Annotated in this window: 23 protein-coding genes and 1 tRNA gene; 17 read left to right on the forward strand and 7 right to left on the reverse strand. The window is 44.2% G+C overall.

Annotation, left to right across the window (positions count from 1 at the left end; all coding sequences use genetic code 11):
• The first annotated feature begins 132 nt into the window (after positions 1-132).
• From A3762_RS15455 to A3762_RS26560, 3 genes are all read left to right on the forward strand, one after another.
• Positions 133-834, forward strand: a complete 702-nt coding sequence (locus A3762_RS15455; RefSeq protein ID WP_068478712.1) for a response regulator — start codon at positions 133-135, stop codon at positions 832-834.
• Positions 834-2,894 carry an ATP-binding protein gene (locus A3762_RS15460; protein WP_068756475.1) on the forward strand — a complete coding sequence of 687 codons (2,061 nt, stop codon included), beginning with the start codon at positions 834-836 and terminating at the stop codon, positions 2,892-2,894. The genes A3762_RS15455 and A3762_RS15460 overlap by 1 nt, the downstream gene beginning before the upstream one ends.
• A gap of 134 nt (positions 2,895-3,028) precedes the next feature.
• Positions 3,029-3,202, forward strand: coding sequence for a hypothetical protein (locus A3762_RS26560; protein WP_156493492.1), 174 nt, complete (start codon positions 3,029-3,031; stop codon positions 3,200-3,202).
• Between the two features lie 975 nt (positions 3,203-4,177).
• Here the strand turns inward: A3762_RS26560 and A3762_RS15465 are convergent.
• Positions 4,178-4,268 (reverse strand) — tRNA-Ser (locus A3762_RS15465).
• Positions 4,269-4,513: 245 nt separating this feature from the next.
• Here A3762_RS15465 and A3762_RS15470 point away from each other — a divergent pair.
• The 6 genes from A3762_RS15470 to A3762_RS15490 all read left to right on the forward strand — a co-directional run bounded on the left by A3762_RS15470 (position 4,514) and on the right by A3762_RS15490 (position 7,693).
• Positions 4,514-5,155 (forward strand): Bax inhibitor-1/YccA family protein, encoded by a 642-nt coding sequence (locus A3762_RS15470; protein ID WP_068756531.1) that lies wholly within the window; start codon positions 4,514-4,516, stop codon positions 5,153-5,155.
• A gap of 94 nt (positions 5,156-5,249) precedes the next feature.
• A complete protein-coding gene (gene tusD, locus A3762_RS15475) occupies positions 5,250-5,642 on the forward strand; it encodes a sulfurtransferase complex subunit TusD (RefSeq protein ID WP_068756477.1) in 393 nt (130 codons plus the stop codon).
• 2 nt (positions 5,643-5,644) lie between these two features.
• Positions 5,645-6,010, forward strand: a complete 366-nt coding sequence (locus A3762_RS15480; RefSeq protein ID WP_068756479.1) for a DsrE family protein — start codon at positions 5,645-5,647, stop codon at positions 6,008-6,010.
• Between the two features lie 13 nt (positions 6,011-6,023).
• On the forward strand, positions 6,024-6,323 hold the full coding sequence (gene tusB, locus A3762_RS28865) for a sulfurtransferase complex subunit TusB (protein ID WP_082869173.1): 300 nt from the start codon (positions 6,024-6,026) through the stop codon (positions 6,321-6,323).
• Positions 6,324-6,331: 8 nt separating this feature from the next.
• Positions 6,332-6,640 carry a TusE/DsrC/DsvC family sulfur relay protein gene (locus tag A3762_RS15485; RefSeq protein ID WP_068756481.1) on the forward strand — a complete coding sequence of 103 codons (309 nt, stop codon included), beginning with the start codon at positions 6,332-6,334 and terminating at the stop codon, positions 6,638-6,640.
• A 27-nt stretch (positions 6,641-6,667) separates the two neighbouring features.
• Positions 6,668-7,693 (forward strand): glycosyl transferase family protein, encoded by a 1,026-nt coding sequence (locus tag A3762_RS15490; RefSeq protein ID WP_068756483.1) that lies wholly within the window; start codon positions 6,668-6,670, stop codon positions 7,691-7,693.
• Between the two features lie 48 nt (positions 7,694-7,741).
• Here A3762_RS15490 and nfuA read toward each other — a convergent pair whose 3' ends face one another.
• On the reverse strand, positions 7,742-8,323 hold the full coding sequence (gene nfuA, locus A3762_RS15495) for a Fe-S biogenesis protein NfuA (RefSeq protein WP_068756485.1): 582 nt from the start codon (positions 8,321-8,323) through the stop codon (positions 7,742-7,744).
• 197 nt (positions 8,324-8,520) lie between these two features.
• Between nfuA and metH the strand changes: the two genes are divergently transcribed.
• The 3 genes from metH to A3762_RS15510 all read left to right on the forward strand — a co-directional run bounded on the left by metH (position 8,521) and on the right by A3762_RS15510 (position 14,510).
• A complete protein-coding gene (gene metH / locus A3762_RS15500; RefSeq protein WP_068756487.1) occupies positions 8,521-12,225 on the forward strand; it encodes a methionine synthase in 3,705 nt (1,234 codons plus the stop codon).
• Between the two features lie 157 nt (positions 12,226-12,382).
• Positions 12,383-14,044, forward strand: coding sequence for a nitrite/sulfite reductase (locus tag A3762_RS15505; protein WP_068756489.1), 1,662 nt, complete (start codon positions 12,383-12,385; stop codon positions 14,042-14,044).
• Positions 14,028-14,510 carry a DUF934 domain-containing protein gene (locus A3762_RS15510; RefSeq protein ID WP_068478742.1) on the forward strand — a complete coding sequence of 161 codons (483 nt, stop codon included), beginning with the start codon at positions 14,028-14,030 and terminating at the stop codon, positions 14,508-14,510. Before A3762_RS15505 ends, A3762_RS15510 begins: the two co-directional genes overlap by 17 nt.
• A gap of 63 nt (positions 14,511-14,573) precedes the next feature.
• Here the strand turns inward: A3762_RS15510 and A3762_RS15515 are convergent, their stop codons facing one another.
• The 3 genes from A3762_RS15515 to A3762_RS15525 form a co-directional block, all read right to left on the reverse strand.
• The gene (locus A3762_RS15515) at positions 14,574-16,151 is read right to left on the reverse strand and encodes a sulfotransferase (protein WP_068756491.1); all 1,578 of its coding nucleotides are present in this window, start codon (positions 16,149-16,151) and stop codon (positions 14,574-14,576) included.
• 123 nt (positions 16,152-16,274) lie between these two features.
• Positions 16,275-17,411: an HD-GYP domain-containing protein gene (locus A3762_RS15520; RefSeq protein ID WP_068756494.1), complete on the reverse strand. Its 1,137-nt coding sequence runs from the start codon at positions 17,409-17,411 to the stop codon at positions 16,275-16,277.
• A 257-nt stretch (positions 17,412-17,668) separates the two neighbouring features.
• On the reverse strand, positions 17,669-18,529 hold the full coding sequence (locus A3762_RS15525; protein ID WP_156493493.1) for a hypothetical protein: 861 nt from the start codon (positions 18,527-18,529) through the stop codon (positions 17,669-17,671).
• Positions 18,530-18,656: 127 nt separating this feature from the next.
• Between A3762_RS15525 and A3762_RS15530 the strand changes: the two genes are divergently transcribed.
• A complete protein-coding gene (locus A3762_RS15530) occupies positions 18,657-20,075 on the forward strand; it encodes a 3-oxoacyl-ACP reductase (RefSeq protein ID WP_068478754.1) in 1,419 nt (472 codons plus the stop codon).
• Here A3762_RS15530 and A3762_RS15535 read toward each other — a convergent pair.
• A complete protein-coding gene (locus A3762_RS15535; RefSeq protein WP_068478757.1) occupies positions 20,072-20,881 on the reverse strand; it encodes a M23 family metallopeptidase in 810 nt (269 codons plus the stop codon). The two genes, A3762_RS15530 and A3762_RS15535, sit on opposite strands and share 4 nt — an antisense overlap.
• 73 nt (positions 20,882-20,954) lie before the next feature.
• Here A3762_RS15535 and A3762_RS15540 point away from each other — a divergent pair, with 73 nt between their 5' ends.
• Positions 20,955-21,581, forward strand: coding sequence for an alpha-ketoglutarate-dependent dioxygenase AlkB (locus tag A3762_RS15540; RefSeq protein WP_068478760.1), 627 nt, complete (start codon positions 20,955-20,957; stop codon positions 21,579-21,581).
• Positions 21,582-21,585: 4 nt separating this feature from the next.
• Here A3762_RS15540 and A3762_RS15545 read toward each other — a convergent pair whose 3' ends face one another.
• Positions 21,586-23,964, reverse strand: coding sequence for a Lon protease family protein (locus A3762_RS15545; RefSeq protein ID WP_082869175.1), 2,379 nt, complete (start codon positions 23,962-23,964; stop codon positions 21,586-21,588).
• Positions 23,965-24,119: 155 nt separating this feature from the next.
• Here A3762_RS15545 and A3762_RS15550 point away from each other — a divergent pair, with 155 nt between their 5' ends.
• From A3762_RS15550 to A3762_RS15560, 3 genes are all read left to right on the forward strand, one after another.
• Entirely contained in the window at positions 24,120-24,377 is a 258-nt protein-coding gene (locus tag A3762_RS15550; RefSeq protein ID WP_068756497.1) for a hypothetical protein, read from the forward strand.
• 77 nt (positions 24,378-24,454) lie between these two features.
• Complete coding sequence (locus A3762_RS15555) at positions 24,455-24,838, forward strand: hypothetical protein (RefSeq protein ID WP_068478770.1); 384 nt, start codon at positions 24,455-24,457, stop codon at positions 24,836-24,838.
• Between the two features lie 15 nt (positions 24,839-24,853).
• Entirely contained in the window at positions 24,854-25,294 is a 441-nt protein-coding gene (locus tag A3762_RS15560; protein WP_197469294.1) for a PaaI family thioesterase, read from the forward strand.
• Positions 25,295-25,315: the final 21 nt, after the last annotated feature.

Raw genomic sequence — 25,315 nt, forward strand, 5'->3', positions numbered from 1 at the left:
AGACAAAAACGCCCATTTCTAGCAATACTATGGATGCATTATGGAGAAGTTATGGATTTATGGATTTTGGCTCCATAGGCCATTGGTTTTGCGTTACAGTAAGGCCAACAAAAACAGAAGACGAACACACCTATGTCCACCGTTATTGCCATTGTCGAAGACGATCTCGATCAACAACAAAACTATGCGGAATACTTACAATCAAAAGGCTTTGAAACCCATTGTTTCTCGAATGTCAGTTCGGCTTTAGAAGGCATTCCTGCGCTTAATCCAGATATCGCACTTTTAGATGTTGTATTAGAGGACGATCATGACGGTGGCTTTACTGTTTGCACCACCTTATTAGACCAAGGTATGGATATACCGATTGTATTTTTAACTGATAGAAGTGAAGAAATCGATCAAGGCTTTGGTTTTCGTATAGGCGCGTGGGACTACCAAACTAAGCCCATCTCTTTATCCCTCTTAGCGGAGCGACTGAAGAACACGATGCGTATTTTCAATATGCGTCGTGTTCCGATCAATAACGAGACAAAAGCTCTGCAGCCAGAGGCTGATCTTGTCATAGACCACGACCGTCAATATGTGACATGGAAAGGCAAGAGCATTGCACTCACTGCAGTACAATTTCAAGTATTCGTCACCATTGTCGATTCGGGAGCCGCCGGCTGCTCTTATGATGATCTTTGCGCATGCACCAGACAAGGCGTTGTAACGACCGGTACGATCAACTCTCACGTGAAGAACGTTCGGAAAAAGTTCAATGAAATTGACGAAGCCTTTAATGCGATTCGCAACAAGCCCGGCTTCGGCTATCGTTGGGAACTTGCTTAATGCAACGATTCGGCATTAAAGCGCAGATCAGTTTTCTTAGCCTTCTGTTACTGGTCATTCCTGTACTGACGTGGTCGTACTGGAAGGAGATTCAGCAAACCGCTATTTCTGCACAGGGCCGTGTTCAGTTGATTGAGACTAAAGCCATCGCGACAAGCTTGGTGGCCACTCAGGTCAATATCTCAAAACTGCTGGCCGGAAATGAAGACAGCGAACTAGAAAAGTACGCTCTTAGCGCTCCTACTACCTCTAGCCCTATTCGCTTAGATGGACAGTTTGATGATTGGGGTGATCAGACCTCCATCATCGAGGCGCATAATTCCAGCTTTCCTCTCTGGAGCGCTAGCACCAACATGGCAACAGAAACCAAATTTGGTTTGGCGCTCACCCAAAACGAACAATACTTGTATATTGCGCTATCAGTGCTGGATCGTAACGTACAAACACGCCAGCCCAATCACTTACGTTTAGATTATAACGATCACATTCAACTGACCTTCCGAGACCAACTCGGTGCGCTACGCCGCGTGATTATTCCAGCGCAAGGTGAAGGTGACCTTGCAAGTTATTTTACCAACCTCGAATGGAAGTACGGTATTGATGCCAAACACCCTGTTTCAGGTGAATACATTCCAAGCCACAAAACCGGTATTCAAGGCTATTGGCGCGAGACCTATTGGGGCTATAACCTTGAATTGCGCATCAACAAAAATGACTTAGATGGCCAAGATGCACGATTACATTTAGCCGTCGTAGACATTGACGACAATCCTGCTTTTGGACCTAGCGCCATTGTCGCGAGTTTACCCAAACAGATGGAGGACAAACTCAATCCTTTAGGCCTTCATGCAAGAGAATTACAACGTGTAATCGACCAGCTGCAGACCACTTATTCGCGACTATGGATTTACGACAAGCAAGGGCGCGAATGGGCCTATGGAGGCCGCGATGCATACAAGGGTGATAAACCAAAACCTTTCGACTCCCAGTGCGTGCAAAACGCCCTGCAGCAAAGTGACGATCTTGTTGAATTTAAGCGTGATCATAACGGTGAGCTAAGGCAGATTGTCTCGTGCTTCCCGATTACCGAAAGCGGCGAGGTGCTAGGTGTTGTAGTGATTGATGAGTCAGCAAGTCATGTGCTCGCTCAAGAAGAAGATAAAGTACGATCCATCGCTTTTCGTTTGGCATTTGCTATTTGCATTGTGATACTCATTTTCGTGGGATACGCATTCTTTTTGGTACGCCGTGTTACTCAGTTAAACGCAGAATCACAGCGCTCGATTGACGAACATGGGCGTATCGAAAAAACAGAGATTCAGGCGAGTAAAAACTTCCCCGACGAGATCGGCGATCTATCGCGCGCGATTACGCAACTGCTTCAAAAACAACGTGCATATACTTCGTTCTTAGAACGTATACCGCAGACCTTGCGTCACGAGATTTCAAACCCGCTAAATAAACTCAAAACCTCGATTGAATTACTGACTGAAACGCAACCAGAACTCAAAGGTAATCGTTACTTGGAACGGATCGATGCAGGCGCGGACCAACTTCATCAAATCACTGCGCACCTTACTGAGGCCGCGAGCTTAGAGAGCGCAATGCAATCAGAACAGCTCTCCAGCTTAGATCTAACTAAGTTCCTGCATCGTTACTTTGATCATTGGGAAGAACCGGTGCACGTCGAGTTTGAAGTAGACGAGGAATTTCAGACTCTCGGTGATGCATCGCGCTTAGAACAAATGTTCGACAAGATTATGGATAACGCACAGAGTTTTTGCGCCGAAGGTGGCCACATTACTGTGCGAATCAAAAACCAAAATGAGCAACTGGTAGTTGAGATAGACAACGATGGCCCCCTACTCCCGACGGAGAAATCCATGGAGCTATTCAGCCCCATGGTTTCAACACGCTCAACGGGCAAAGACATTCATCTCGGCCTTGGACTTCATGTGGTGAAACTCATAGCAGACAAACACCAAGCAGAGCTAACTGCCAATAACCGAGAAGATGGCAGGGGCGTTGTGTTTAGTTTGGGATTCAAAGCAAAGATATAAAATTAACAAAACAAAGGACAAGGGATATGCCCACATGTAGAGAAGTAATTGTAAAAACTTACAATCACACAACTGGTGGCTCAAAACATGCGATTTGAGCTAGCCCCGTTAAGGGACAAGGCTTTGATGAGAACATGTTTGTCGAATGTTCGTCAGCGATGCGAAAAAAGCATGCGGTAGGCACATACTTTAAGATACAAGCAGCGATTAAAATTAAAGAGGGTGGCAACGACTTCCTATACACATACCCTCGCTGGCCATATGAAGTACTAACTGAAGATGAAGTTAGAGATTTCATTGGGCAATAAAGAAGCACTAAATAAATCAAACTTCCCTTTCACGTCACAATTTCGACACAGTGAGATATAAGGTGTTGAATGGGAAAAAGCCCTACAACGACAAAACCCGCTATAAAAGCGGGTTCTGGCTTTAAACAGTGGTGCCGATAGCGGAATCTAACCACAGACCCGAGCATTATCAAAATAATCTTCCAACTCGAATAAAAATCTAAAAGAAAATGAGGATAAAGAAAGCGAAGCTGATCCGTTTACATCCGCTGAACTGGATAAAATCGAATTTCTAAAAAAGTGGGGCTTATTACCGCCCTTAGGCCATCAATATGTTCCTGTTCAAATACTGAATGGGTTTATTGTTTTTAGAACAGACGACTGTAGCCTGGGAAGGCCTAGACCAGGTTAACTGGACTCTGACGGTCCGCAGAGCGCGTACTACAGAGGAGTATAGGTTCCAAAAGAGCCTTTGCGAAGTCAAACCATACATCTTCTGCAGCCAGCAATAAACATTCTAAAAGAGCAGTTCACACTTACACACGACCTGCCTGCTGAAAAATTTCATATGCGACGACGAAATAATGTTACTATCCGAACCGAGAACCTGCGATCTATATTTCGGTACGACGCCTGTGAGTATCCTGATGATATCTGGTAAAAACGCGCTGTAAAAAATGACTATACGACGATCTTAAAAAAGCTGGCGTTGGACATCGAGGTGCAAACCGTTGTCGGCATGCATTCTCATCTATGTTGCTCACGAAATAGTTCCAATTGATTTAGTGTCCACACTACTAGGTCACAGTAGTACAGAAACCACCCGTAAGCATTATTCCTCAAGATCGCGCGAACATGGCAAAGCTAATCTGCGGAATAATGGGAATCAGCAAAGAATTTGATCGTACAGAGCCGGAAAAAGAAGCCTGATTTCAGCACCATTATCGCACCAAATCAGTTTATCAATCGTAAGTTACTGAAAATTAAAGAGAAAAATGGCGGTGAGCCAGGGATTCGAACCCCGGGAGGGCTATTAACCCTCGCTGGTTTTCAAGACCAGTCCATTCAACCACTCTGGCAGCTCACCGCATTTCGACGTTGCCCGACTTGCGACAACGGAGGCGTATATTAATGATTTATTTGGGGGTGTCAACGCTTTATTTTCGATTTTTCTGAAAGTTTTGTGAGTTGTTTTTTTGATCTATGGCCCTATTATATGACGTAGGAGTTATGAATCATTTTCTGCCATAAAACTGGAGTTATTTCATGCAGGATAAACAGTTTCCTCAGTCAAAAGTAGCGACCGCTGAGCAAGATAAGTTAGCGCAAGTTATGGGTAACAGCCAAGCGGCTCTTGGCGCAGACGTGTCTTCTGTATTGAAGAATACTTACATGCTTTTGGGTTTAACTATTGCGTTCTCAGCATTCGTTGCATACCTATCAATGGATGCACCACGCCCTGGCATTATCGTTACTCTTGTTGGCTTCTACGGCCTATTCTTTTTAACTGCAAAGCTAAGCAACAGCGCTTGGGGCTTGGTAAGCACCTTTGCATTAACAGGTTTCATGGGTTACACGCTTGGCCCGATCATTGGAATGTTCGCTGGTGCCGGCGCAATGCCAATTGTTGCTAACGCACTTGGCTTAACAGCCTTCACATTCTTTGGCCTTTCTGCGTATGCACTGATTACGCGTAAAGATTTCAGCTTCTTAGCTGGCTTTTTAACAATCGGCTTCTTTGTATTGTTAGGCGCAATGCTAATTGGCTTTTTTACGAGTATGCCGGGCTTGCAGCTTATGATCTCAGCTGGCTTTGTTATTTTCTCTTCTGCTGCGATCCTCTTCCAGACAAGTGCGATTATCCACGGCGGTGAAAGAAACTACATATTGGCGACAATCAGCTTGTACGTTTCAATCTACAACTTGTTCCTGAGCTTGCTTCAATTGCTGACAGCTTTTGCTGGAGATGAATAGGTTCGAATAGATCATCAGCAAAAAGCCTCGCTTTCGCGGGGCTTTTTCATTTTCAGTCTCAACAAACTACGACCACATCGCTACAATAGCTTCTATGAAACTAGTCATACTTGTTACAGGCTCACCCTATAGCAGCCAAGCACCTTATTCCGCTCTTCAGTATTGCAAGGCAGCAATAGCTGCAGGCCATGAAATCTATCGCGTTTTTCTATATCAAGACGGCATACAACTATCGAATCGATTAGCTACACCACCTCAAGATGAAATCAACATTTTCAATGAATGGACCGACTTTATTGAAGCAAATAGCATTGATGCCGTGACCTGCATTGCAGCAGCTGCACGCAGAGGCGTCATTGATCAAAATGAAGCAGAGCGTCACAACAAAGACTCATACAATATACATTCTGCATTCGAGCTATCTGGCCTCGGACAACTTGTAGAGGCCAATATCCAAGCTGATCGATTGATCACCTTTGGAGCTTAAGCATGACAAATACAAAATCTATTTTGATCTATCTCACCAAGGCCCCGATGGCTAATTCGGCTAATCAGGAGGCTGTCGACCTAGCTCTAGCAGCGGCCAGCTTTGAGCAAGAAGTAAGTTTATTATTTGAGGGTGACGCGTCCTTTCAACTCATTCCAAATCAAACGCCTGAATCTGTTGGACGAAAGAACTTACCTAAAGCTTTTAAAGCATTCCCCATCTATGGAATTCAAGATCTTTACCTGTTGGGAAACACTGAAGAATCATTGAAAGCAAAGATCCATGCCGAACATAAGAACATTATTGAAGTAGCGAACAACGAGTTAAACAGCCTTTTCGAAAAATTTGACACCGTTATTCGTTTCTAGCAGAGCCAGCTATATGAGCACTTTACATTCAATCAATCTGCCACCATCCTCAAAAAGCGATTGGGAAACTCTCATCAACGGCCTCAATGACACTGACGACGTAATACTAATCGAGGACGCTTGCTATGCAACGACAGACTTGTCCTTAGTTAATCGCATACTTGAGCGCATACCGCATATATACACTCTTGAGAGCGACACCTTGTCGAGAGGATTAGAGCCGCCGCTGAACAAGCAAGTCATACTTTGTAACTACGAAATGTTTGTCCAATTAAGCTGTGAGCACACTAAAGTTATTTCCTGGACCCGATAAGACGAAACATGATTGAACGAGACCCTCAAGGATTTCTAGTCAACCTTAACGATTGGAATGAAGATGTTGCTTTACAAATCGCTGAAGAAGAAGGCATCACGCTAAGCCCTGAGCATTGGGAAATCATCTTTTTATTGCGCAAATTCTATGAAGATTTTGAGCTCTCCCCAGCCATGCGCATTTTAGTTAAGACCGTGAAGCAACAGCTTGGCGAAAAGAAAGGCAATAGTATTTACCTGATGCAACTTTTCCCAGGAAGTCCCGCGAAATATGCAAGTAAAATAGCAGGCCTACCAAAGCCTACCAACTGCCTCTAACCTCATACAAATAAGGAAGTAGCTTATATGAGTAACGATGTCCGTATCCATGACAATATTAGACAAAGCGCAGAAGAGCATCCCTTTGCGCAATACGTGCGCATACTAGGCAAAGGCAAAAAAGGCAGCCGCTCTTTCACGTATGAAGAAGCATTAGATGCAATGACAATGGTGCTAAACGGCGAAGTAGAAGACATTCAGATCGGCGCTTTTTTAATGCTTATTCGCGTCAAAGAAGAAACATCAGAAGAACTTGCTGGTTTCGTTCGTGCCGTTAAAAACGCTCTTGCTGCACCTGCACATATTAATGCTGATATAGACTGGTCTTCGTATGCTGGGAAACGCAGATATCTCCCTTGGTTTGTCTACTCCGCATACTTAGTCGCAAGCATGGGATATAGAGTTTTCATGCACGGCGTCAGCGGGCACACAAACAATCGCATTTATACCGAAACCATCATCGACAAACTTGGCTTAGCAAAAGCTGAAAACTGGAGCAAGTGCGAGAGTGCGCTTAATGAGGGCAACTTCTGCTATATGCCTCTGCAAGCTATCAGCCCAAGACTCGCCGACCTTATTGACTTAAGAAATACACTCGGGCTGCGCTCCCCTGTTCACTCACTATCACGACTGATCAACCCTCTCGATAGCGAACATGTAATTCAAGGTGTTTTCCACCCTCCTTACTTACCTTTACATCAAGAAGCTGCGCAACTGTTAGATTATTCAAGCTGCATCACCCTTAAAGGAGAGGGTGGCGAAATTGAGCGCAATCCAGATAACGACTGCACAACATTTAACTTATTGAATGGAGAGTTGAACCAAGAGACCTGGCCAAAACTATTTGGAAAACGTCACGTCAAGCCGAGCGAACTTTCGTTTGAAGATATGGTATCGCTCTGGCGAGGGAAAACAGACGACGAATATGGCGTTGCTGCTGTCGTATCTACAGCGGCGATCGCACTGAAACAAATTGAGAAAGATATAAGCCAAGAAAAAGCGCTTGAGAAAGCACAAAAAGCTTGGGACGACCGAGAAAAAGATAGGTTTTAATTTAAAGCGCAAGACGTCGGGCTGCCAGCGTCTTTTCAAGCGCTCTGACTATTTATAATACGCGTTATCTGTAACAGTATGGTCAGTAGAGTCTTTAACGCCAGAGAGCTCAGGAATCACCTCAAGTAAACGCTTCTCAACGCCATCTTTAAGTGTAATTGATACAGCACTACACCCCTGACAACCACCACCAAACTTCAGTACAGCGACATTATCTTCAGTCAGCTCAACCAAACTTACTTCACCGCCATGCGATGCCAAGCCAGGATTAATATCAGTGACTAACAGATAGCGAATACGCTCTTCAACACTTGAGTTTTCATCAACTCGTGGCATTTTTGCGTTTGGAGCCTTGATCGTTAACTGCCCGCCCATTTTCTCTTCGGCGTAATCAACAAACGCTTCTTCCAAGTAAGGAATACTTTTAGTTTCGACGTACAATTTAAAACCTTCAAGCTCAACTACCGTATCATCAGGAACGATATCTTCCTTCTTACAGTACGCCAAGCAAGTTTCAGCACCCTTAGTACCAGGCTGCGTCACAAACATACGAACGCCCATACCAGGCTCGTCTTGACGCCCTATTAATTGCCCTAAGTAGGTTTGTGCCGATTCGGAAACTGTAACCATATAAATACCCTCGAAAATTTGGCGTAATTCTATGCTTTTTGGACCCAAGATAAAAGCCTTAGTAATTTAGTCAGGTATAAACTATATCAAAATATTTCAATATAGTTTTGAATCAGGTAATATTGCGCGAAATTTATAGCCGAACTCCCTTTATACATAGCTCTTAGGCCGACGAATCTAGGCACACAGGTACACGCATGACGAACAAAGCTTTACGCACTGACGCCCTATTAAAGGCAATCGATGAACGCATTTTGATTCTCGATGGTGCGATGGGAACCATGATTCAACGCCTCGGATTCACCGAAGAAGATTATCGTGGTGAACGTTTCAAAAACTTTGATCAAGACGTAAAGGGCAATAACGACCTCTTATGCCTTACTCAAGCCGATGCCATTGCGAAGATTCATCGACAGTACTTGGACGCCGGCGCCGATATTATCGAAACCAACACCTTCAACTCCACCAAAGTGTCTCAAGCGGACTACAACATGGAAGAGTTAGTGTATGAGCTAAATTTTGAAGCCGCTCGCATCGCTCGTGAAGAAGCTGATAAGAAAACCGCTAAAGATCCATCTCGCCCGCGCTTTGTTGCCGGCGCTGTAGGCCCAACATCTCGAACTGCATCAATAAGCCCAGACGTGAACAATCCGGGCTACCGTAATGTCACATTCGAAGAACTTTATGACAATTACTATGAAGCAGTAAAAGCCTTATCTGAAGGCGGTTCAGACATCATCTTAATCGAAACTATTTTCGACACTTTGAATGCAAAAGCTGCGATTTACGCCACCGAACAATACTTTATTGACGCTGGTTTTAAACTGCCAATCATGATTTCCGGCACTATCACAGATGCCTCGGGCCGTACCTTGTCAGGTCAAACCGCAGAAGCATTCTTATATTCTGTTGATCACTGTAATCCATTAAGTGTTGGTTTTAACTGTGCGCTCGGTGCTGACGCCTTGCGCCCTTATATCGAAGAGCTATCAGCAAAGGCAGAAACATATGTAAGCGCACACCCAAATGCAGGTTTACCGAACGAGTTTGGCGAATACGATCAGACACCTGAAGAAATGGCAGACATCATAGTAACCTTCGCTGAGAGTAATTCGATCAATATTATTGGTGGCTGTTGCGGATCAACTCCTGAGCATATTTCCGCCATCGTTGAAAAAGTAAGCAAGCACTCTGCTCGTAAAATTCCCGTTATCGATCCCAAAGTACGCTTGTCTGGCTTAGAAGCTTTTGTTGCGGATGAAAGCTCACTGTTCATCAACGTAGGAGAACGCACCAACGTAACAGGCTCTCGCCGCTTTTTGCGTTTAATTAAAGAAGAGCTATTTGAAGAAGCCTTAGATGTCGCGCGTGACCAAGTAGAAAATGGTGCACAAATCATCGACATCAACATGGACGAAGGCATGCTTGAGTCTGCCGACGCAATGAAAGTTTTCTTGAACCTAATTGCTTCTGAGCCTGATATCGCACGCGTGCCGATCATGGTTGACTCCTCTAAGTGGGAAGTAATTGAAGAAGGTTTGCGTCACGTTCAAGGTAAGGCTGTCGTAAACTCCATCAGCTTAAAAGAAGGCGAAGAGTCTTTTATTAAGTACGCCACAATGTGTATGCGCTATGGCGCTGCCGTGGTCGTCATGGCTTTCGACGAAACTGGGCAAGCTGACACATTCGAGCGAAAAATAGAAATTTGTAAGCGCTCTTACGACATTCTTGTTGGCTTAGGTATGCCACCAGCCGACATCATCTTCGACCCAAATATCTTTGCCGTCGCGACAGGTATCGAAGAGCATAACAACTATGCCGTTGATTTCATCGAAGCAACACGCTGGATCAAAGAAAATCTGCCTCACGCCAATATTTCTGGTGGTGTGAGTAACGTATCGTTCTCATTCCGAGGAAACGATGCAGTGCGCGAAGCCATCCACTCTGTTTTCTTATTCCACGCAATCAAAGCTGGAATGAATATGGGCATCGTAAACCCGGGACAATTAGTGATTTACGATGAAATCGACCCTGAACTAAAAGAACGCGTTGAAGATGTCGTACTAAATACTCGTAACGACGCAACGGATCGCTTGCTTGAAATCGCCGATAAGTTCCGCGGTGCAGTCGGCGAAACAAAAGCCGAGAACCTCGAATGGCGAGAACTCCCCGTTAATAAACGACTCGAGCATGCCTTGGTAAAAGGTATTACCACTTATATCGTTGAAGATACTGAGCAAGCACGGATAGAAGCGGATCGCCCGATTGAAGTCATTGAAGGCCCATTAATGGATGGCATGAATGTCGTTGGTGATTTATTCGGCGCGGGCAAAATGTTCCTTCCACAGGTGGTAAAGAGCGCACGCGTAATGAAGCAAGCTGTTGCACATCTTGTTCCTTTTATTGAAGAAGAAAAAGGCGAAGGCCAGAAGAGCAAGGGCAAAATTTTGATGGCGACCGCTAAAGGTGACGTACACGATATTGGCAAAAATATCGTGGGTGTTGTACTTCAGTGTAACAACTATGAAGTCATTGATCTTGGTGTCATGGTTCCTGCCGATAAAATCATCGCAGCAGCGAAAGAACATAACGTTGATGTGATTGGTGTATCCGGCCTCATCACTCCATCGCTTGACGAGATGGTTCACGTCGCTAAAGAAATGCAGCGCGAAGGCTTAGACGTACCATTAATGATTGGCGGTGCAACAACATCTAAAGCGCACACAGCCGTTAAAATTGAACCGGCATACGACAACAATGCCGTTATCTACGTAACGGATGCTTCCCGCTCAGTAAGCGTTGCGACTTCACTACTTAGCGAAGGCCAACGTGATGAGTTTGTTGCAAACATTCGAGACGAATATGAGAAAGTGCGCGTCCGCCGTGCCAACCGAGTTAGCCAGAAATCAATGCTTAGCTATGACAAAGCATGCGACAACAAAGTTTCTTTAAACTGGGACAGTTATCAAGCACCGAAGCCTGCATTTACCGGCACAAGAGTATTTGAAAACATCGACCTCAAAGAACTCGTCGATTACATTGATTGGACACCGTTTTTCATATCTTGGGACTTAGTAGGCAAGTTTCCAAAAATCCTAAAAGACGAGGTTGTTGGTGAAGCGGCTACGAGTCTTTATAACGATGCACAAGCCATGCTAACTGAAATGCTCGAAGACAAACGTATCAGAGCAAGTGGCGTGATTGGTTTCTGGCCTGCCGCGACTGAAGATGATGATACTGTCGTGGTTTACAAAGATGAAAGCCGAACGGAAGAACTCGCGCGCTTACATCACCTTCGCCAGCAGGTAGAGAAAACAGTCGAAGGCCAGCTTAGCCCTACGATGTCCCTCGCTGACTTTATCGCACCAAGCGATTCAGGCATTGAAGATTATATAGGAGGATTTGCAGTTACCGCGGGTCTTGGCGTTGAAGAGATTGCAAATGAATTCGAAGCTGCGGCTGATGACTACAACGCGATTATGATCAAGGCGCTAGCTGATCGATTGGCCGAAGCATTCGCCGAGTATATGCATGAAAAAGTTCGCAAAGAGCATTGGGGTTATGCATCTGAAGAAAGCTTTGATAACGTAGCGCTGATCAAAGAAAAATATCAAGGCATTCGTCCTGCGCCGGGCTATCCAGCTTGCCCTGACCACACCGAAAAAGAAACGCTATTTGCTCTTTTGAATGCGCAACAAGAAGTAGGCATGGAGCTCACCGAACACTTCGCGATGACGCCAGCGGCATCAGTCAGTGGCTTTTATTACTCGCATCCTGAGTCAAAGTACTTTTCTGTTGGGAAAATAACGAAGGATCAGGTCATTCGTTATGCCGAACGTAAAAATATGAGCGTTGAAGTATGCGAAAAGTGGCTATCGCCGGTGCTCAATTACGACGCTTAAGAGAAAATGAGGCGGCTTTAAGAGTTTAATTACTAAAACGCATAGAATTATTAGTTTTTAGCAGTTTTGATGCTTTATCAAAACTGCTAGTATCGCGCCCCTAGTATTAGCTCCAACATTACAACTTATAACTACGTCAGTAACGGTAAAAGCCAGTATGTATATTTACGACGAAGTGGATTCGCGCATTGTTAAAGAGCGCGTTGCCCAATTTCAAGGTCAAACCGATCGTTACTTTGCAGGCACGCTTGCGGCAGATGAGTATTTGCCACTGCGCCTTCAAAACGGTCTTTACGTTCAACGTCATGCGCCAATGCTTCGTGTTGCGATCCCTTACGGAATGATCAACAGCACACAGCTTCGTAAGCTCGCGCAATTATCACGTGATTTCGACAAAGGCTACGTGCACTTCACTACACGTCAAAATGTTCAGTTCAACTGGCCAGAAATTAAAGACGTACCAGAAATGCTTCGCCAGCTTGCTGACGTAGAAATGCATGCTATTCAAACTAGTGGCAACTGTATTCGTAACACCACTACAGACCAATTCGCTGGCGTCATCGATGATGAAGTCGTCGATCCGCGCCCTTACTGCGAAATCATTCGTCAGTGGTCAACCTTACACCCTGAATACGCGTTCTTACCTCGCAAGTTCAAAATTGCTGTAAATGCTTGTCCAAGTGCAGATCGTGCAGCGATTGCTGTTCACGACATCGGCTTAGAAATCGTAAAAAATGCTGAAGGCCAAGTTGGCTTTAAAGTATTTGTCGGCGGCGGCTTGGGTCGTACTCCGATTATCGGCTCATTGATTAATGACTTTGTTGCTGAGAAAGATCTTCTTACCTATCTAGAAGCGATCCTTCGTGTTTACAACCGTCATGGTCGTCGTGACAATAAATACAAAGCGCGTATCAAGATCTTAGTAAAAGCGCTAACTCCGGCTGTTTTCAAAGAGAAAGTCGAAGCTGAATGGGCTTTCCTGAAAGACTCAGAAAACCAGCTGACAGAGCAAGAAATTTCACGTGTAAAAGCATTCTTTACTGCACCAGCTTATGAGAATCTTGAGCGCAACTGCGCTGAGTTTGTCGCTGCGCAAGAAGAATCAAAAGGCTTTGCGAACTGGATAAAACGCTGCACAAACGATCACAAAGTTGATGGCTACCGCATCGTTACGCTTACGCTCAAGAAAACAGGCATTCCACCGGGTGATGCTACAGATCGCCAAGTTGATATTGTTGCTGATCTAGCTGACCGCTACAGCTTCGGAGAAGTGCGTGTAACCCATGATCAAAACCTCGTTCTTGCTGACGTTCGTGAAGATCAATTACATGCTCTTTGGAAAGAAACACAAGCCGTCGGTTTCGCGACACCAAACCTTGGCATGTTAACCGATATGATTTGCTGCCCTGGTGGTGATTTCTGTGGCCTAGCCAACGCAAAATCTATCCCGGTTGCCGAGCAAATTCAGCTTACTTTCGACAACATGGATTACTTGTATGACCTAGGAGAGATCGATCTAAACATCTCTGGCTGTATGAATGCTTGTGGTCACCATCACGTTGGTAACATTGGAGTACTAGGTGTAGATAAGCGAGGCCAAGAGTTCTACCAAGTGTCCCTAGGTGGTGATTCAGGTCGAGATGCCTCCATCGGCAAGATCCTTGGCCCATCGTTCGCGCGCGCAGACATGCCGAATGTTATCACCAAGTTGATTGATGTTTTTGTTGAGAATCGCAGCGAAGATGAACTTTTCATCGACACTTATCGCCGTATTGGCATGGACCCATTCAAGGAGCGCGTATATGCCAAAGCTGATTAATCTTACCGGCGATCAAGCAAATACTTTTGAGTTGCTTGCAAAAGACTACGAAGGTGACGTAAAAGCAAACACCATCGTACCGATGGCGTTTTTTATGGCGAACCAAGAAGCTGTTCTTAATGCTGGAAACGTGGGCATCTGGATCGACAGTGAAGAGCAACCAGAAGAGCTACCCGAAACAGCGAAAACTTTGCCAGTTATCGCGATTAACTTTCCTAAATTTATGGATGGTCGTGGCTATTCAATTGCACGTTATGCTCGCGAGCGTTTGAACTTTGAAGGCGAACTTCGCGCAATCGGTGACGTACTGCTGGACCAGTTGTCATACCTTAAGCGTTGCGGTTTTAATGCCTTTGATATGCGTGACGATGTCGATACAGAGCTCGCGCTATCTTCTCTTGGCGAATTTACAGAAGCTTATCAAGCGTCTAATGAGCAACCTACGCCTTTGTTTAGACGTCGTTAGTCTTTGTTGCTCAGCACAAAAAAGCCGACTATCTGAGTCGGCTTTTTTGTTTTCTGGCAAACCTTACAAGCGTCCTTCGCCACTCTCTAACACCTCACTCAAAGGTTTTAGCTGCTCTTCAAATGGCTTCGATGCTTTTACTGCGTCTTTATAAATTGGCTGCCTAACCTGCGCCACAGAAGCGGTGCGTACTGCGCGCTTGTTCTTATGGAACATTAAGCAGTCTGTCTCCATTTCAAGCCCACAATACTCGAGTAGACGCGCAATCTCCTGCTCAGAATTAGCAATCATATTTTCATAGTTTGCCTCATAAATTCGCTTAGGAAACAGAGACGTATTCAACTCCATATGTTGCTTATAGAGGTTGTAATACATACCAAGCTCGCGTAAATCATTTGTGTAGCCATGATTCCCACTAAAGTTTTGTTTATAGATAGAGAAACATGTTTCACTCGCATTACGCGTACAATGTATGATCTTCGCCTCTGGCAACACTGCTGCAATAAAAGCACTCATCATGTAGTTGTAGGGCATCTTATCGGTAAAGTAGACCGGCAAGGGCTCATCACGCTGAGATTGCATTGCGCGTACTTGCCCTAAATACTCTGCAAACGCCGCGTGTAATGCAGTCGCAATCTCATCGACGGAGTCGCTCTGCATAATGCGATCGTTGTGCTTAGAAAAACACTCTGAAAGCGTTTTTAACTCACCTTCAGCCCCTACTTTTGAATGACTCGACAAAATCTGTTCGATCAAAGTAGTGCCCGAACGAGGCATGCCCAGAATAAAGATTGGAGCAGCTCCATCCTCTATCTTCGGTTTATTAGCCAACGCTTCTATCAGCTCGGGAGTCATTGCTTTCTGCAGCATCGCGAACATGCTTTGCGTCTGCGTATGTGCATATTGGTAGCCAGAACGATTTAAGTCGTTACCCTGCTTCAAATACTCAAAACTCATCGACTTATCGCCTTTTTTGTCATAGTGCATACTGACAACATAGGCCAAATTCATCTTCGCATCAGCTGGCAAACCACCCTGACGAAGCTTTTGCTCATACTGGGGAATAATCTCATCAAGTAAAGGCTGCTTCTTTCCCTTTCCATGAATAATAAGATTGCGCACGATACCGATTTGACCGGAATTAAGTCGCAAGGCTTTTTCAAAAAACTTATATGCTTTATCGCCCTCACCTAAGCGGCTCAACGCCATTCCTTTGACGTTCAGAAACTGTGGATTCTGGGGCTGTTTTTTAATTAGTTCGTTGACGAGAGTTAGTGCTTCTTGCTCTTGATGATTAGCAATTAAAACACCGACATATTGACCTGCTAGCGCTAAGTTATTGGGGTGGCGTTGAAGCAATAAACCCATCCATTTAGACGCGTATACATTTTCACCAAGCTTGGCTGCCACATCGGCAGCATGCTGAATTAATGCATCTTCATCGGGCAAACCATCAATAGCAATAGAGAAATGCGAAAGAGACTGGGTAGCTCGCTTAGTTTGAACTAAAACAGATGCTAAGCGGGCATTTAACTGAGGATTCTCTTTATCGTTATCTAATAAGCTTCGATATATGTTTTCTGCTTCAACAAGCTTGCCTTGCTGATGAAGTTGAGATGCGCGAACAAACTCTTGTTGCATTGGATACCCTTAAAACTTCTTGAGGATCAATTTCTTGTTGGGCAGCAACAATAAAGAAGTTTTAAGAGCATTTCTGATACACCTTCCACAGTATGTCGATAGGCGATACTAATGAACTTTTGACTAGCTAAATAACGAGAATGCCTTATTTGGCTTAAGCGACGAAATAAGCGATTTTAACTCACTGTTCAAATCACTCGCTTTGCTTGCCGCATCTTGAGGCAATGATTTTTGAACTGTTTTGAGTTTCGCCATAATTCTTTCTAAAAAGTTTGGTAAAGCCTGTAAATATATTGCCACGCTATTTCCGCACTTTTTATCCAATGCTTGTGCAAAACCAGTATCGCGCATGAGTAAATCAAGCTTTTTGATCAATGCACGCAGTTGTCGAACAGAAGCGTAATGCTCAAACTCGAGCAAATCTGAACTATAAGCCAAGGCATTTGCAGAAAAAGAACACATTGCTTCAAGTTGCATCAATGCCTTAGCGTCTGAGGTAGATAATTGAGCATGATAATGGCTCGAATTCGCAGCCTCTGCTAATAAAGAATACGCAGCACCATTTACCTCGCGAAAATACATAACACTCGAGAGTTTTAGTTCGGCAATACAATCATATAAATCATCGAACCCGCCTCGTTCAGCCAGTAGATCGCTTACTTCGTTAGCAACAATCAGTATTTGCTGTTCAATGCTAAGTTGATTCTCGCCGACGTTAGTCGGATACCCTGTGCCATCATCTTTTGCATGATGATGAAGAACAAGTTCAGCGACAAGAGAATCATCAGACATAACATCTTCAATGAGACTTGATCCAACCAAAGCATGACTTCGGTTTTGACTCGAGGTAGACACGCTCGGCTTACCACCCAATTTCGCACGCACGATATTGAAGTAATCGCTAATCCCATAGTCTTCCATGTATGAGCCTACGTCTTGCAGCAAAGCTGCATAAAACAAGGATCGAATACGCGCCTTTTTTATTCCTAAGCGACGTGCTACTAAGACACTAAACATTCCGCAGAATAAGCCTCTTTCAAAATCTAGTATCGAATTAGCATAGATTCGCGAGAGAGCTTCCAAAGCTTGAGGATATTGCAGTAACTCAACACAGAAGCGCTCAAGCTCAGTCCAGAAATCGTCACTAGAGCCAGTAATAGTTTCTAAGGGACCATAGAAAGAAGTTAAGCCCTTTGCAGACTCAATAATTGCTTCAGGAGTAATGAGAAACTCAGGCTGTAAATGTTTGCTTGTCGCCATTAACATTTGTCTCCAGACAACAACCGAATACACGGTTCTAGAACAAAAAATAGAAAATTCATCAAGATCAATTCAACGCATGAAAACTTGTTACTCACTTAACTGTAGGTGAGATATCTAAGTTCTACAAAGTTATGTTTAGAGTAAAAAAGAACAAGCTAAGACAGTTCACAATTTAATTCTTATAAGGACTAACTAGAGAGCGAAACAGACATAAAAAAAGCGGGCTTAAGCCCGCTTCTTAAATACAATTTTGACTATGGAATCATTAGCGCGTTGGGATCAACAATATCACCAGCAGGCCCTATTTTTGGTTGGGCAACAATAGGTTGAACCGCAAGCGATAAGTGTTCTTCAGCTTTTGACTCAACTTCAACAACTTGCTCTTCTTCAGCAATATTATCCGCCTTTATTTGAGCAAGTTCAGCTTTAACACTCGTTAGGTCCTTTTTGAGTTTAGACACTTGGATTTTCGACTGAGCCAATGCCTTGCGCGAAATCTCACGACTCGACTGTGCCATTTCGAGTTCTTTTGCTAGGCGATCAACCTCAAGACGCGTATCTTTCTGACGTTTAACTAAAGCCTTGTAGGCTGAAGATCGCTGCCCCAATTCATTGCGGGATGCATCTAAGTCTTGGGCCAACTGCTGTGCCTGCCCTTCTACACTTTGCAATTGTGACTCAAGCTCTGCCGTCACATTGATGCTGTTTTGATATTCCGATTCCAGCAAGATGATTTTTTGCTTTTGCATATCGATAATTTGTTCAGCCACGCCAAGCTGAGAAGCAGTATCACCTTTAATTTGCTCTAAGAAACCTCTTTTCTTTTCGGACTCAACGAGGTCTTTAGTTACTTCAACAAGTTGAGCCGATTTGTCAGACAAATTCGTTTTTAAACCGTCAATCTGACTAATCTTTTGAATGAGCTCAGAATTTAAGGTTTGGTTATCCATGTAGAATTTAAGACCGAATCCAACACTCGACAATAAAGCGATAAAAAGCACTGCAGCTATCATCAAGCGCGCCTGGCTCTGCTTCTTTAAATACGTAAACCATTGCTCAGCGACCGCTTCGCTAGCCATATCATTCATATTTAGTTCGCTATTAGGTTTCATCATTTATTACTACCTGAAATGCCGACAATGCATCTCTACCATTTAAGTTTTAAAAAGTCCACAATACTATTACTTAATAGCCTAGCACGCTAACAACAATTGGCTAACTTATTCATTTAAAAGTAGAAACATGCACGATTTTTATACCCGTATTGCTCAGTCCAGTTTTGGTAAGACTATATTCGATAGCGTTGGCTTGCCTAGCCCTCCGATTTTAAAACGCTCTCCTGATAACTCCATGGAACAACCACGCGGACGAATTTTGATTGGTGGCGGCATCCGCGCTAAGGCTACCCGTAAATTGATCAACGAATTACAAGCTGATCAAATTAAACTCGCGAGCCCTTACTGGGATGACCCTAAGAAAGCCGCTCTATTTAATAAACACAATAGCGCCAAGCAAAAGCTTGAGCTCATCAACTTTGCACAAACATCAAATCATAAATTTAAAGGCATTATATTTGATGCTACTGGGTTTGAGACGGCGTCCGACTTGAAGTCGCTTTATGTCTACTTTCATCACGCCCTGAAACATTTAAAGCAGAACGGCAGAGTTATCGTAATTACAAATCGCACTAGCGATGAAAAAAGCCCTGAAAACAACGCCTGCATTGAGGGCACGCGAAGCTTTGTTCGATCATTAGCGAAGGAAATTGGCGCAAAAGGCGCAAGTGCAAATCTTATAGAAGTTGAGAGCGGCGCAGATAAAAACTGCTACCCAGCTCTAGCCTTTTTGCTTTCGCGAAAATCTTCTTACATTACTGGTCAATCTCTGACTGTTTCTAATACCCGTACGGTCGCCCCAAGCTGGCATAAACCCCTTAAAGGAAAAATTGCCTTGGTAACAGGCGCAGCATTTGGCATCGGCGCTGAAACAGCCCGCGTACTTGCACGAGACGGCGCGATCGTTGTCTGCCTAGACATACCTATCAACCAAGCACCACTCACGCAATTTGCTTCAAGCATCGGCGGACATGCGATAGCGCTTGATCTAACAACCACAGATGCAGTTGAAGAATTACTTGGTTCAATCACATCTCAATTGGGAGTAATTGATATTGTTGTGCACAACGCAGGTATCACCCGCGATAAAACCTTGCGAAATATGAGACCGGAGCAATGGGACAGCGTGCTCAACCTCAATCTTGAAAAGATCATCAAAATTAATGAAGCTTTGATAGAGAAAAAAGCACTCGCAAAGAATGCACGAATAGTCGGCGTCAGCTCTATTTCTGGCATAGCTGGCAACTTCGGCCAAACAAATTATGCGTGTTCGAAAGGTGGGCTAGCCGGTTATACACAGGCTATGGCAAGCTCACTCTCTAACGGCATGACCATTAATGCTGTCGCACCAGGGTTCATAGAAACCAGAATGACAAGCAAGGTACCTTTTGTGCCAAGAGAAGTAGGACGCCGATCAAACGCGTTTTCACAAGGAGGTTTACCAATTGACGTCGCTGAGGTCATCGCCTTTATGTGCCAATCAGCATCACAAGCGATCAACGGTAATGTTGTGCGCGTTTGCGGCCAAAGTTTGCTAGGACGCTAAAAACCTTTAGGCAAATCAATATCAAGCACTAAGGCTGGATCAACACGTTGGTCCAGCCAGTTCATACGCCAATCAAGGTGAGGCCCTGTAGATCGACCACCTGAGCCAATCTTTGCAATCACGTCGCCTTGGCGAATCTCATCACCCTCTTCCACCAAGATTTCGCTTAAATGAATAAAAGTGGAACTCAGACCGTAGCCGTGATCAACGATAAGCGTTCCGCCCGAGTAATACATATCAGGATGAACTAGCGTCACAACACCACTCGCTGGAGCGATTACCGGATCACCTGTTGGGCCGGCATAATCAATGCCGTAATGAGGCCGCTTAGGGACACCGTTATATACACGCTGACTTCCGTATACACCCGTAACTCTCCCCTCTGATGGCACCACAAACTTTGTAATGAAATCGGTTCGATCAAGCATTGTTTTGCGCGCTGATTTGACCAAAGCCGTTTCTTTACGGATTCGCTCTAAACGCTCAGGTGGTGGATTGACAGTCTTCTGCGGGACTCCTTCAATATATTGGGTTTTATAATCACGTTTTTTTAGGGTCAGAGGATACTCTTGTGCACCTTGTTCAGTAGAATGAATCAGCATTTGGTTTAGCTGCGCATCCCGCCCAAAACCGACAACAAAATAGCCAGAGTCACTCACCTCTACCCTTCGGCCATTTAAACGTATTTCACCACCATCTGAGCTCTTCCCAAAGAGCACGCCGCCTTGAGTTAATACCCCGTGATATTCAAGCGCATATGATTGAACGGAAAATAAACCAAGAAGAATAAAAACAAGTATATTCATGTAATACTGACCTACTTAAAAACTCACGCCTAACTAACAGTTATTCTCCAACATGCATTGAGGCGATCGCACAATGAATCAGGAAAGTTTATTTAATGAAAGCCTTCCAAAGCAAAATGAACCAGAACTGATTCAGTTGTCAGGGGGTAATCTTTCATTTTTTTCGCCGTTTCTCGATGACCATACAGCCGGGCAACTTTTTCAAATTCTATTGGATGAACTGAATTGGCAACAACCAGAAATACGAGTTTATGGCCGCTATCAACGTATTCCAAGGCTGCAAGTTTGGATGGGAGATGCGGAAAATAGCTACAACTACTCCGGCAAATTATTCCAGCCGACACCTTGGCATGATGCAGTGTTAACCATCAAAGAGCGAGTCGAAATACTGACCAGTTGCGCTTACAACTCAGTATTGATCAATCAGTACCGAGACGGGCAAGATTCCGTTTCTTGGCATAGCGACGATGAGTCAGAGCTGGACTCTGATACTCCAATCGCATCGGTATCGCTTGGTATAACACGAAAGTTCGAACTCAAGCCAAATGATGGCATCGAAACCAAACAGTCGATAGAGCTAAAACACAACACCTTGTTGGTGATGTCACCAGACGTTCAAACTCACTGGAAGCATCAGATACCCAAACAACGACATATAAAAGAGCCTCGAATCAATTTAACATTTCGCAAAATCAACTAAGGCGCTACGCACCTTCTTGTTCATTTTCTGCAGTACGCAATGCATCGAACTTTTGCAAAATAGATCCATACATTGATCGAACAGGATAATTTCCATCCTTATCTTTAACCCCCGGATGCTCTCCTAACAATAATTCAAGCGCTTCATCTACCCGTTCAACTGTGTAGATATGGAAGCGCTTGGCTTTGATTGCATCGCGAACTTTTTTACTCAACATCAAATTGATCTGGTTAGTAGAGGGCAAGATAACAGCTTGCTCTCCCGTCAAACCAAGAATCTCACATGCATCAAAGAAGCCTTCAATCTTCTCGTTCACACCGCCAACTGGCTGAACCTCACCAAATTGATTCACCGAGCCGGTTACAGCAAAATTTTGCTTAATTGGCCGTTCACCTAACGAAGAAACTAACGCGCATAATTCAGCCAACGATGCGCTATCACCATCAACTTCTCCATAAGACTGCTCAAAGGCAATACTTGCAGACAAAGGCATCGGCTTATACTTCGCAAACAAAGTCGAAAGATAAGATGAAAGAATCATCACACCTTTCGTGTGAATATTTCCGCCTAGACGCGCATTGTGCTCAATATCAATGATATCGCCATCACCAAAGTAGCAATTCGCAGTCACCCTATTCGGCATACCGAACTCGGCTCCACCTGTACTCAAAACTGAGAGCGCATTGATTTGTCCGATCACAGCCCCTTCGACACTTAGCAAAGTGGAACCATTGCTTAGGGTGTGAAACATTTGATCTTTGATACGACTGTTACGCATTAAGTTACTTTCTAAAGCCCTCTCTACATGAGCACAACGAATCATGTTCGAGCTTTGTTCTTGGGCCCAGTAATTACTTTCACGCAACAAGTTGGCGATATCCGACGCGTGCAGAGAAAGCTTACTTTGGTCTTCTGCTTGTCGTGAACTATGTTCAATCACTCGAGCGATCGCTTTGCGATCACAATGCAGAAAAGACTTCTCGTGAACCAAACTTGAAATGAACTGCGCATAATGAGATTCAGAGCTTGGCGTTCTAGGCATTTCGTTCTCAAAGTCAGCAGCGACTTTGAAGAGCTCTGTGAACTCAGGATCATAATGCTGAAGCAGTAAATAAGTCTCTCTATCACCCAGTAAAATGACCTTCAGGTCTAAAGGCATTGCTTCTGGATCAAGAGAGATAGTCCCCGATAAAGTAACTTCGCGCTCCAAAGAATTCACTTGCAGAGAACGCGAACGTAAAGCGCGTTTCAAGCCATCCCATACAAAGGGTTGCTCAAGCACTTTCGCAGCATCAATAAGTAAATAACCACCGTTTGCCCTGTGGACAGAGCCTGAACGAATCAAGCTAAAATCGGTAAATACAGATCCTTTGTAGGTCACGCTTTCTACATAACCAAACAAGTTGTGGTAATTGGGGTTTTCTTCAACAACAACCGGCGGGCGATTATTACTGTGGTTGACGAGAACATTGATTTGATAACGACGCGGAAGCTTTTTATCAAGCGTGGCGTCTGCCAATGCTGCCTGCTCTTCACCCTCTTCTAAAAACACATCAAAATTATCAATCAGGTCTTGCTGCAATCGCTTCAGATACGAAACGACATCGTCTTGCTCACCGTATTTTTCGAGCAAGTCATCGACATGATGTTTCGACACGCCCACGACTACTTCTTCATTAAGCGCTTGTTGCTTATCAACAAATTCTTGCTCCCAAGCAGCAAGTTGCCTGATCGTGCTGCGCAACTTCACTTCTAGCTTGTTAATTACAACATCAAACTTATCTTGTTCTTCCTGTGATAAGGCAGCAAAGGTATCAACCGTATGAGGCTCGTCTCCGTTTAAGGCGGTGAGACGATATCCTCCAGGTGTCGTAACGCTCAGCTGAACGCCCTTTTTCTTTGTTTGAGCGGCAAACTTCTCGAGAGCTTGTTCTTGGATCTCTGCATACTCAGTTTTTAACTTTTCTGCTCGTTCGTAGTAGCTATCATTATCGAATGCTTGAGGAATGGCTTTTGCAAGCCGGCTAATCATAGCCTCCATGTCTTTTTTCAGTTGCGCGCCAAACCCAACAGGCAACTTTAAAATCTTAGGGCTACGAGGCTCATCAAAATTTACGACATAACACCAATCTGATACATGATTCTTGGGCGTCAACTTGTTCTTGAGATAACGCAGAATCATTGTACGCTTGCCCAAACCAGTGCGGCCAATCGCATAAATATTGTAGCCGCTACCAGGCATCGCCATTGCAAAACGAACTGCTTCTTGCGCCCGTTCCTGGCCAACTATATCTTCAAGTGGTTCAAGTGTTTTGGTTGAAGGGGCAGCTATATGAGCTGTTGCGCACTCTGCGTATACGTCAGTGTAAGAAAGCTTTTTCAAGACAGAACCTTACTCACAAGGTGAGAGTCGTTTTAGCGAAGGAAGCTACACTCTGCAATAATTTGCATCAACGCGCAAAAGCCTAGCGCACATTATTAAAGAACATTAAGTAATTGACGATATATTAACCACAGAGTCTTGTTAGAGATTTGGTTATGCATATTGAACGATTCACACCTCAAATCAGAAAAACGCTAGTCAAAGCGCGAGAGCGTGTTGCGCTCATAAAAAACGACGCGAATCCTAATCAAGATCACCAAGACAGACGTAAAACAAACGACCGTCGGAATAAAAACCTTCCCATAAATTTTAAAGATCGTCGGGAAGGAAAAGACAGACGTAAACAAGATCAAAAGGCTGCCATTCAAGACCACGAATCAAACCTTGGTCAAAATATCGATATAAGCGTTTAATCGTTGGTATGTCAGGCGTAATCGGTTAACCTAAACAGTCATGTTATGCGAGTTTTAAGTCAAAGTAGATCGTACGGATGCAATCAAACAGGCTAATCAATTGGGCTGAAAAACGAATTAAACTACGGCACAAAGCGCCGGGCCTTCGTTGTAAGCTTTCTCATACAGGTATTTCTGGCTGGTTCAAGCCAACGAAGACCATTGAGTGCCTTGATTTCAATCGCTACGGCATGGCTGCTTTGATAGCTAGCCCCCTACGAACCGGCACCGTAATTTCACTTCAATTCAAAGGTAAATACATCGTTCAGTCGAACGTCAAAGCGCGCGTCAGCTCCTGCATTGAACAACCGGATGGGTTTCGTGTTAGTCTAGTTTTTTGTTATGCGACGGACACTAAACAATACAGTCGTAAAATAGATAATGCTCTGTCGCGCATTGAGCGCATATATTCCCAACAATAATAAGAGAAAATAGCAGTGTCAGACCTTAATACAATAAAAATGGCTGTCGAAGAGAAAATTGATTTCGTAAAACGAAGTGGCTTGAAACTCATTGAAGCGGAAGACGGTTACGTAACCTGCTTAATGCCTGCGAAGGGAAATCAAAATCACATTGGAGCGATGTATGCAGGTGCATTATTTACCTTAGCGGAAATTCCTGGCGGTGCTTTATGGCTTGCGAACTTCGATATTACGAAGTGCTATCCCATACTTAAAAGCTTCACGATCGATTATTTAAAGCCCGCTCTTGGCGACATCCAAATCCGTATCGGTCTTAGCTCTGAAGACATTGAAGCTTATCAGGCCCAATGTATGGATAATGAAAAAGTAGAATTCGAACTTGTCGGTGATCTAACTGATTCTCAAGGACAAGTTGTAGCGCGAAGCAAAGGGATTTATCAACTTCGCCGCCATTAAATTAGATGTAAAAGCAGTAAA

This window comes from Oleiphilus sp. HI0125, assembly GCF_001635355.1.

Coding starts and splice junctions, on each gene's coding strand:
- A3762_RS15515 (WP_068756491.1), bottom strand. CDS start 16,151: ATGCAACAAGAGTTTGTTCGCGCATCTCAACTTCATCAGCAAGGCAAG.
- metH (WP_068756487.1), top strand. CDS start 8,521: ATGACGAACAAAGCTTTACGCACTGACGCCCTATTAAAGGCAATCGAT.
- A3762_RS15555 (WP_068478770.1), top strand. CDS start 24,455: ATGCAATCAAACAGGCTAATCAATTGGGCTGAAAAACGAATTAAACTA.
- A3762_RS15470 (WP_068756531.1), top strand. CDS start 4,514: ATGGGTAACAGCCAAGCGGCTCTTGGCGCAGACGTGTCTTCTGTATTG.
- A3762_RS15525 (WP_156493493.1), bottom strand. CDS start 18,529: ATGATGAAACCTAATAGCGAACTAAATATGAATGATATGGCTAGCGAA.
- A3762_RS15535 (WP_068478757.1), bottom strand. CDS start 20,881: ATGAATATACTTGTTTTTATTCTTCTTGGTTTATTTTCCGTTCAATCA.
- A3762_RS15455 (WP_068478712.1), top strand. CDS start 133: ATGTCCACCGTTATTGCCATTGTCGAAGACGATCTCGATCAACAACAA.
- A3762_RS15505 (WP_068756489.1), top strand. CDS start 12,383: ATGTATATTTACGACGAAGTGGATTCGCGCATTGTTAAAGAGCGCGTT.
- A3762_RS15490 (WP_068756483.1), top strand. CDS start 6,668: ATGAGTAACGATGTCCGTATCCATGACAATATTAGACAAAGCGCAGAA.
- A3762_RS15550 (WP_068756497.1), top strand. CDS start 24,120: ATGCATATTGAACGATTCACACCTCAAATCAGAAAAACGCTAGTCAAA.
- tusB (WP_082869173.1), top strand. CDS start 6,024: ATGAGCACTTTACATTCAATCAATCTGCCACCATCCTCAAAAAGCGAT.
- A3762_RS15540 (WP_068478760.1), top strand. CDS start 20,955: ATGAATCAGGAAAGTTTATTTAATGAAAGCCTTCCAAAGCAAAATGAA.
- nfuA (WP_068756485.1), bottom strand. CDS start 8,323: ATGGTTACAGTTTCCGAATCGGCACAAACCTACTTAGGGCAATTAATA.
- A3762_RS15520 (WP_068756494.1), bottom strand. CDS start 17,411: ATGGCGACAAGCAAACATTTACAGCCTGAGTTTCTCATTACTCCTGAA.
- tusD (WP_068756477.1), top strand. CDS start 5,250: ATGAAACTAGTCATACTTGTTACAGGCTCACCCTATAGCAGCCAAGCA.
- A3762_RS15510 (WP_068478742.1), top strand. CDS start 14,028: ATGCCAAAGCTGATTAATCTTACCGGCGATCAAGCAAATACTTTTGAG.
- A3762_RS15485 (WP_068756481.1), top strand. CDS start 6,332: ATGATTGAACGAGACCCTCAAGGATTTCTAGTCAACCTTAACGATTGG.
- A3762_RS15460 (WP_068756475.1), top strand. CDS start 834: ATGCAACGATTCGGCATTAAAGCGCAGATCAGTTTTCTTAGCCTTCTG.
- A3762_RS26560 (WP_156493492.1), top strand. CDS start 3,029: ATGTTTGTCGAATGTTCGTCAGCGATGCGAAAAAAGCATGCGGTAGGC.
- A3762_RS15530 (WP_068478754.1), top strand. CDS start 18,657: ATGCACGATTTTTATACCCGTATTGCTCAGTCCAGTTTTGGTAAGACT.
- A3762_RS15480 (WP_068756479.1), top strand. CDS start 5,645: ATGACAAATACAAAATCTATTTTGATCTATCTCACCAAGGCCCCGATG.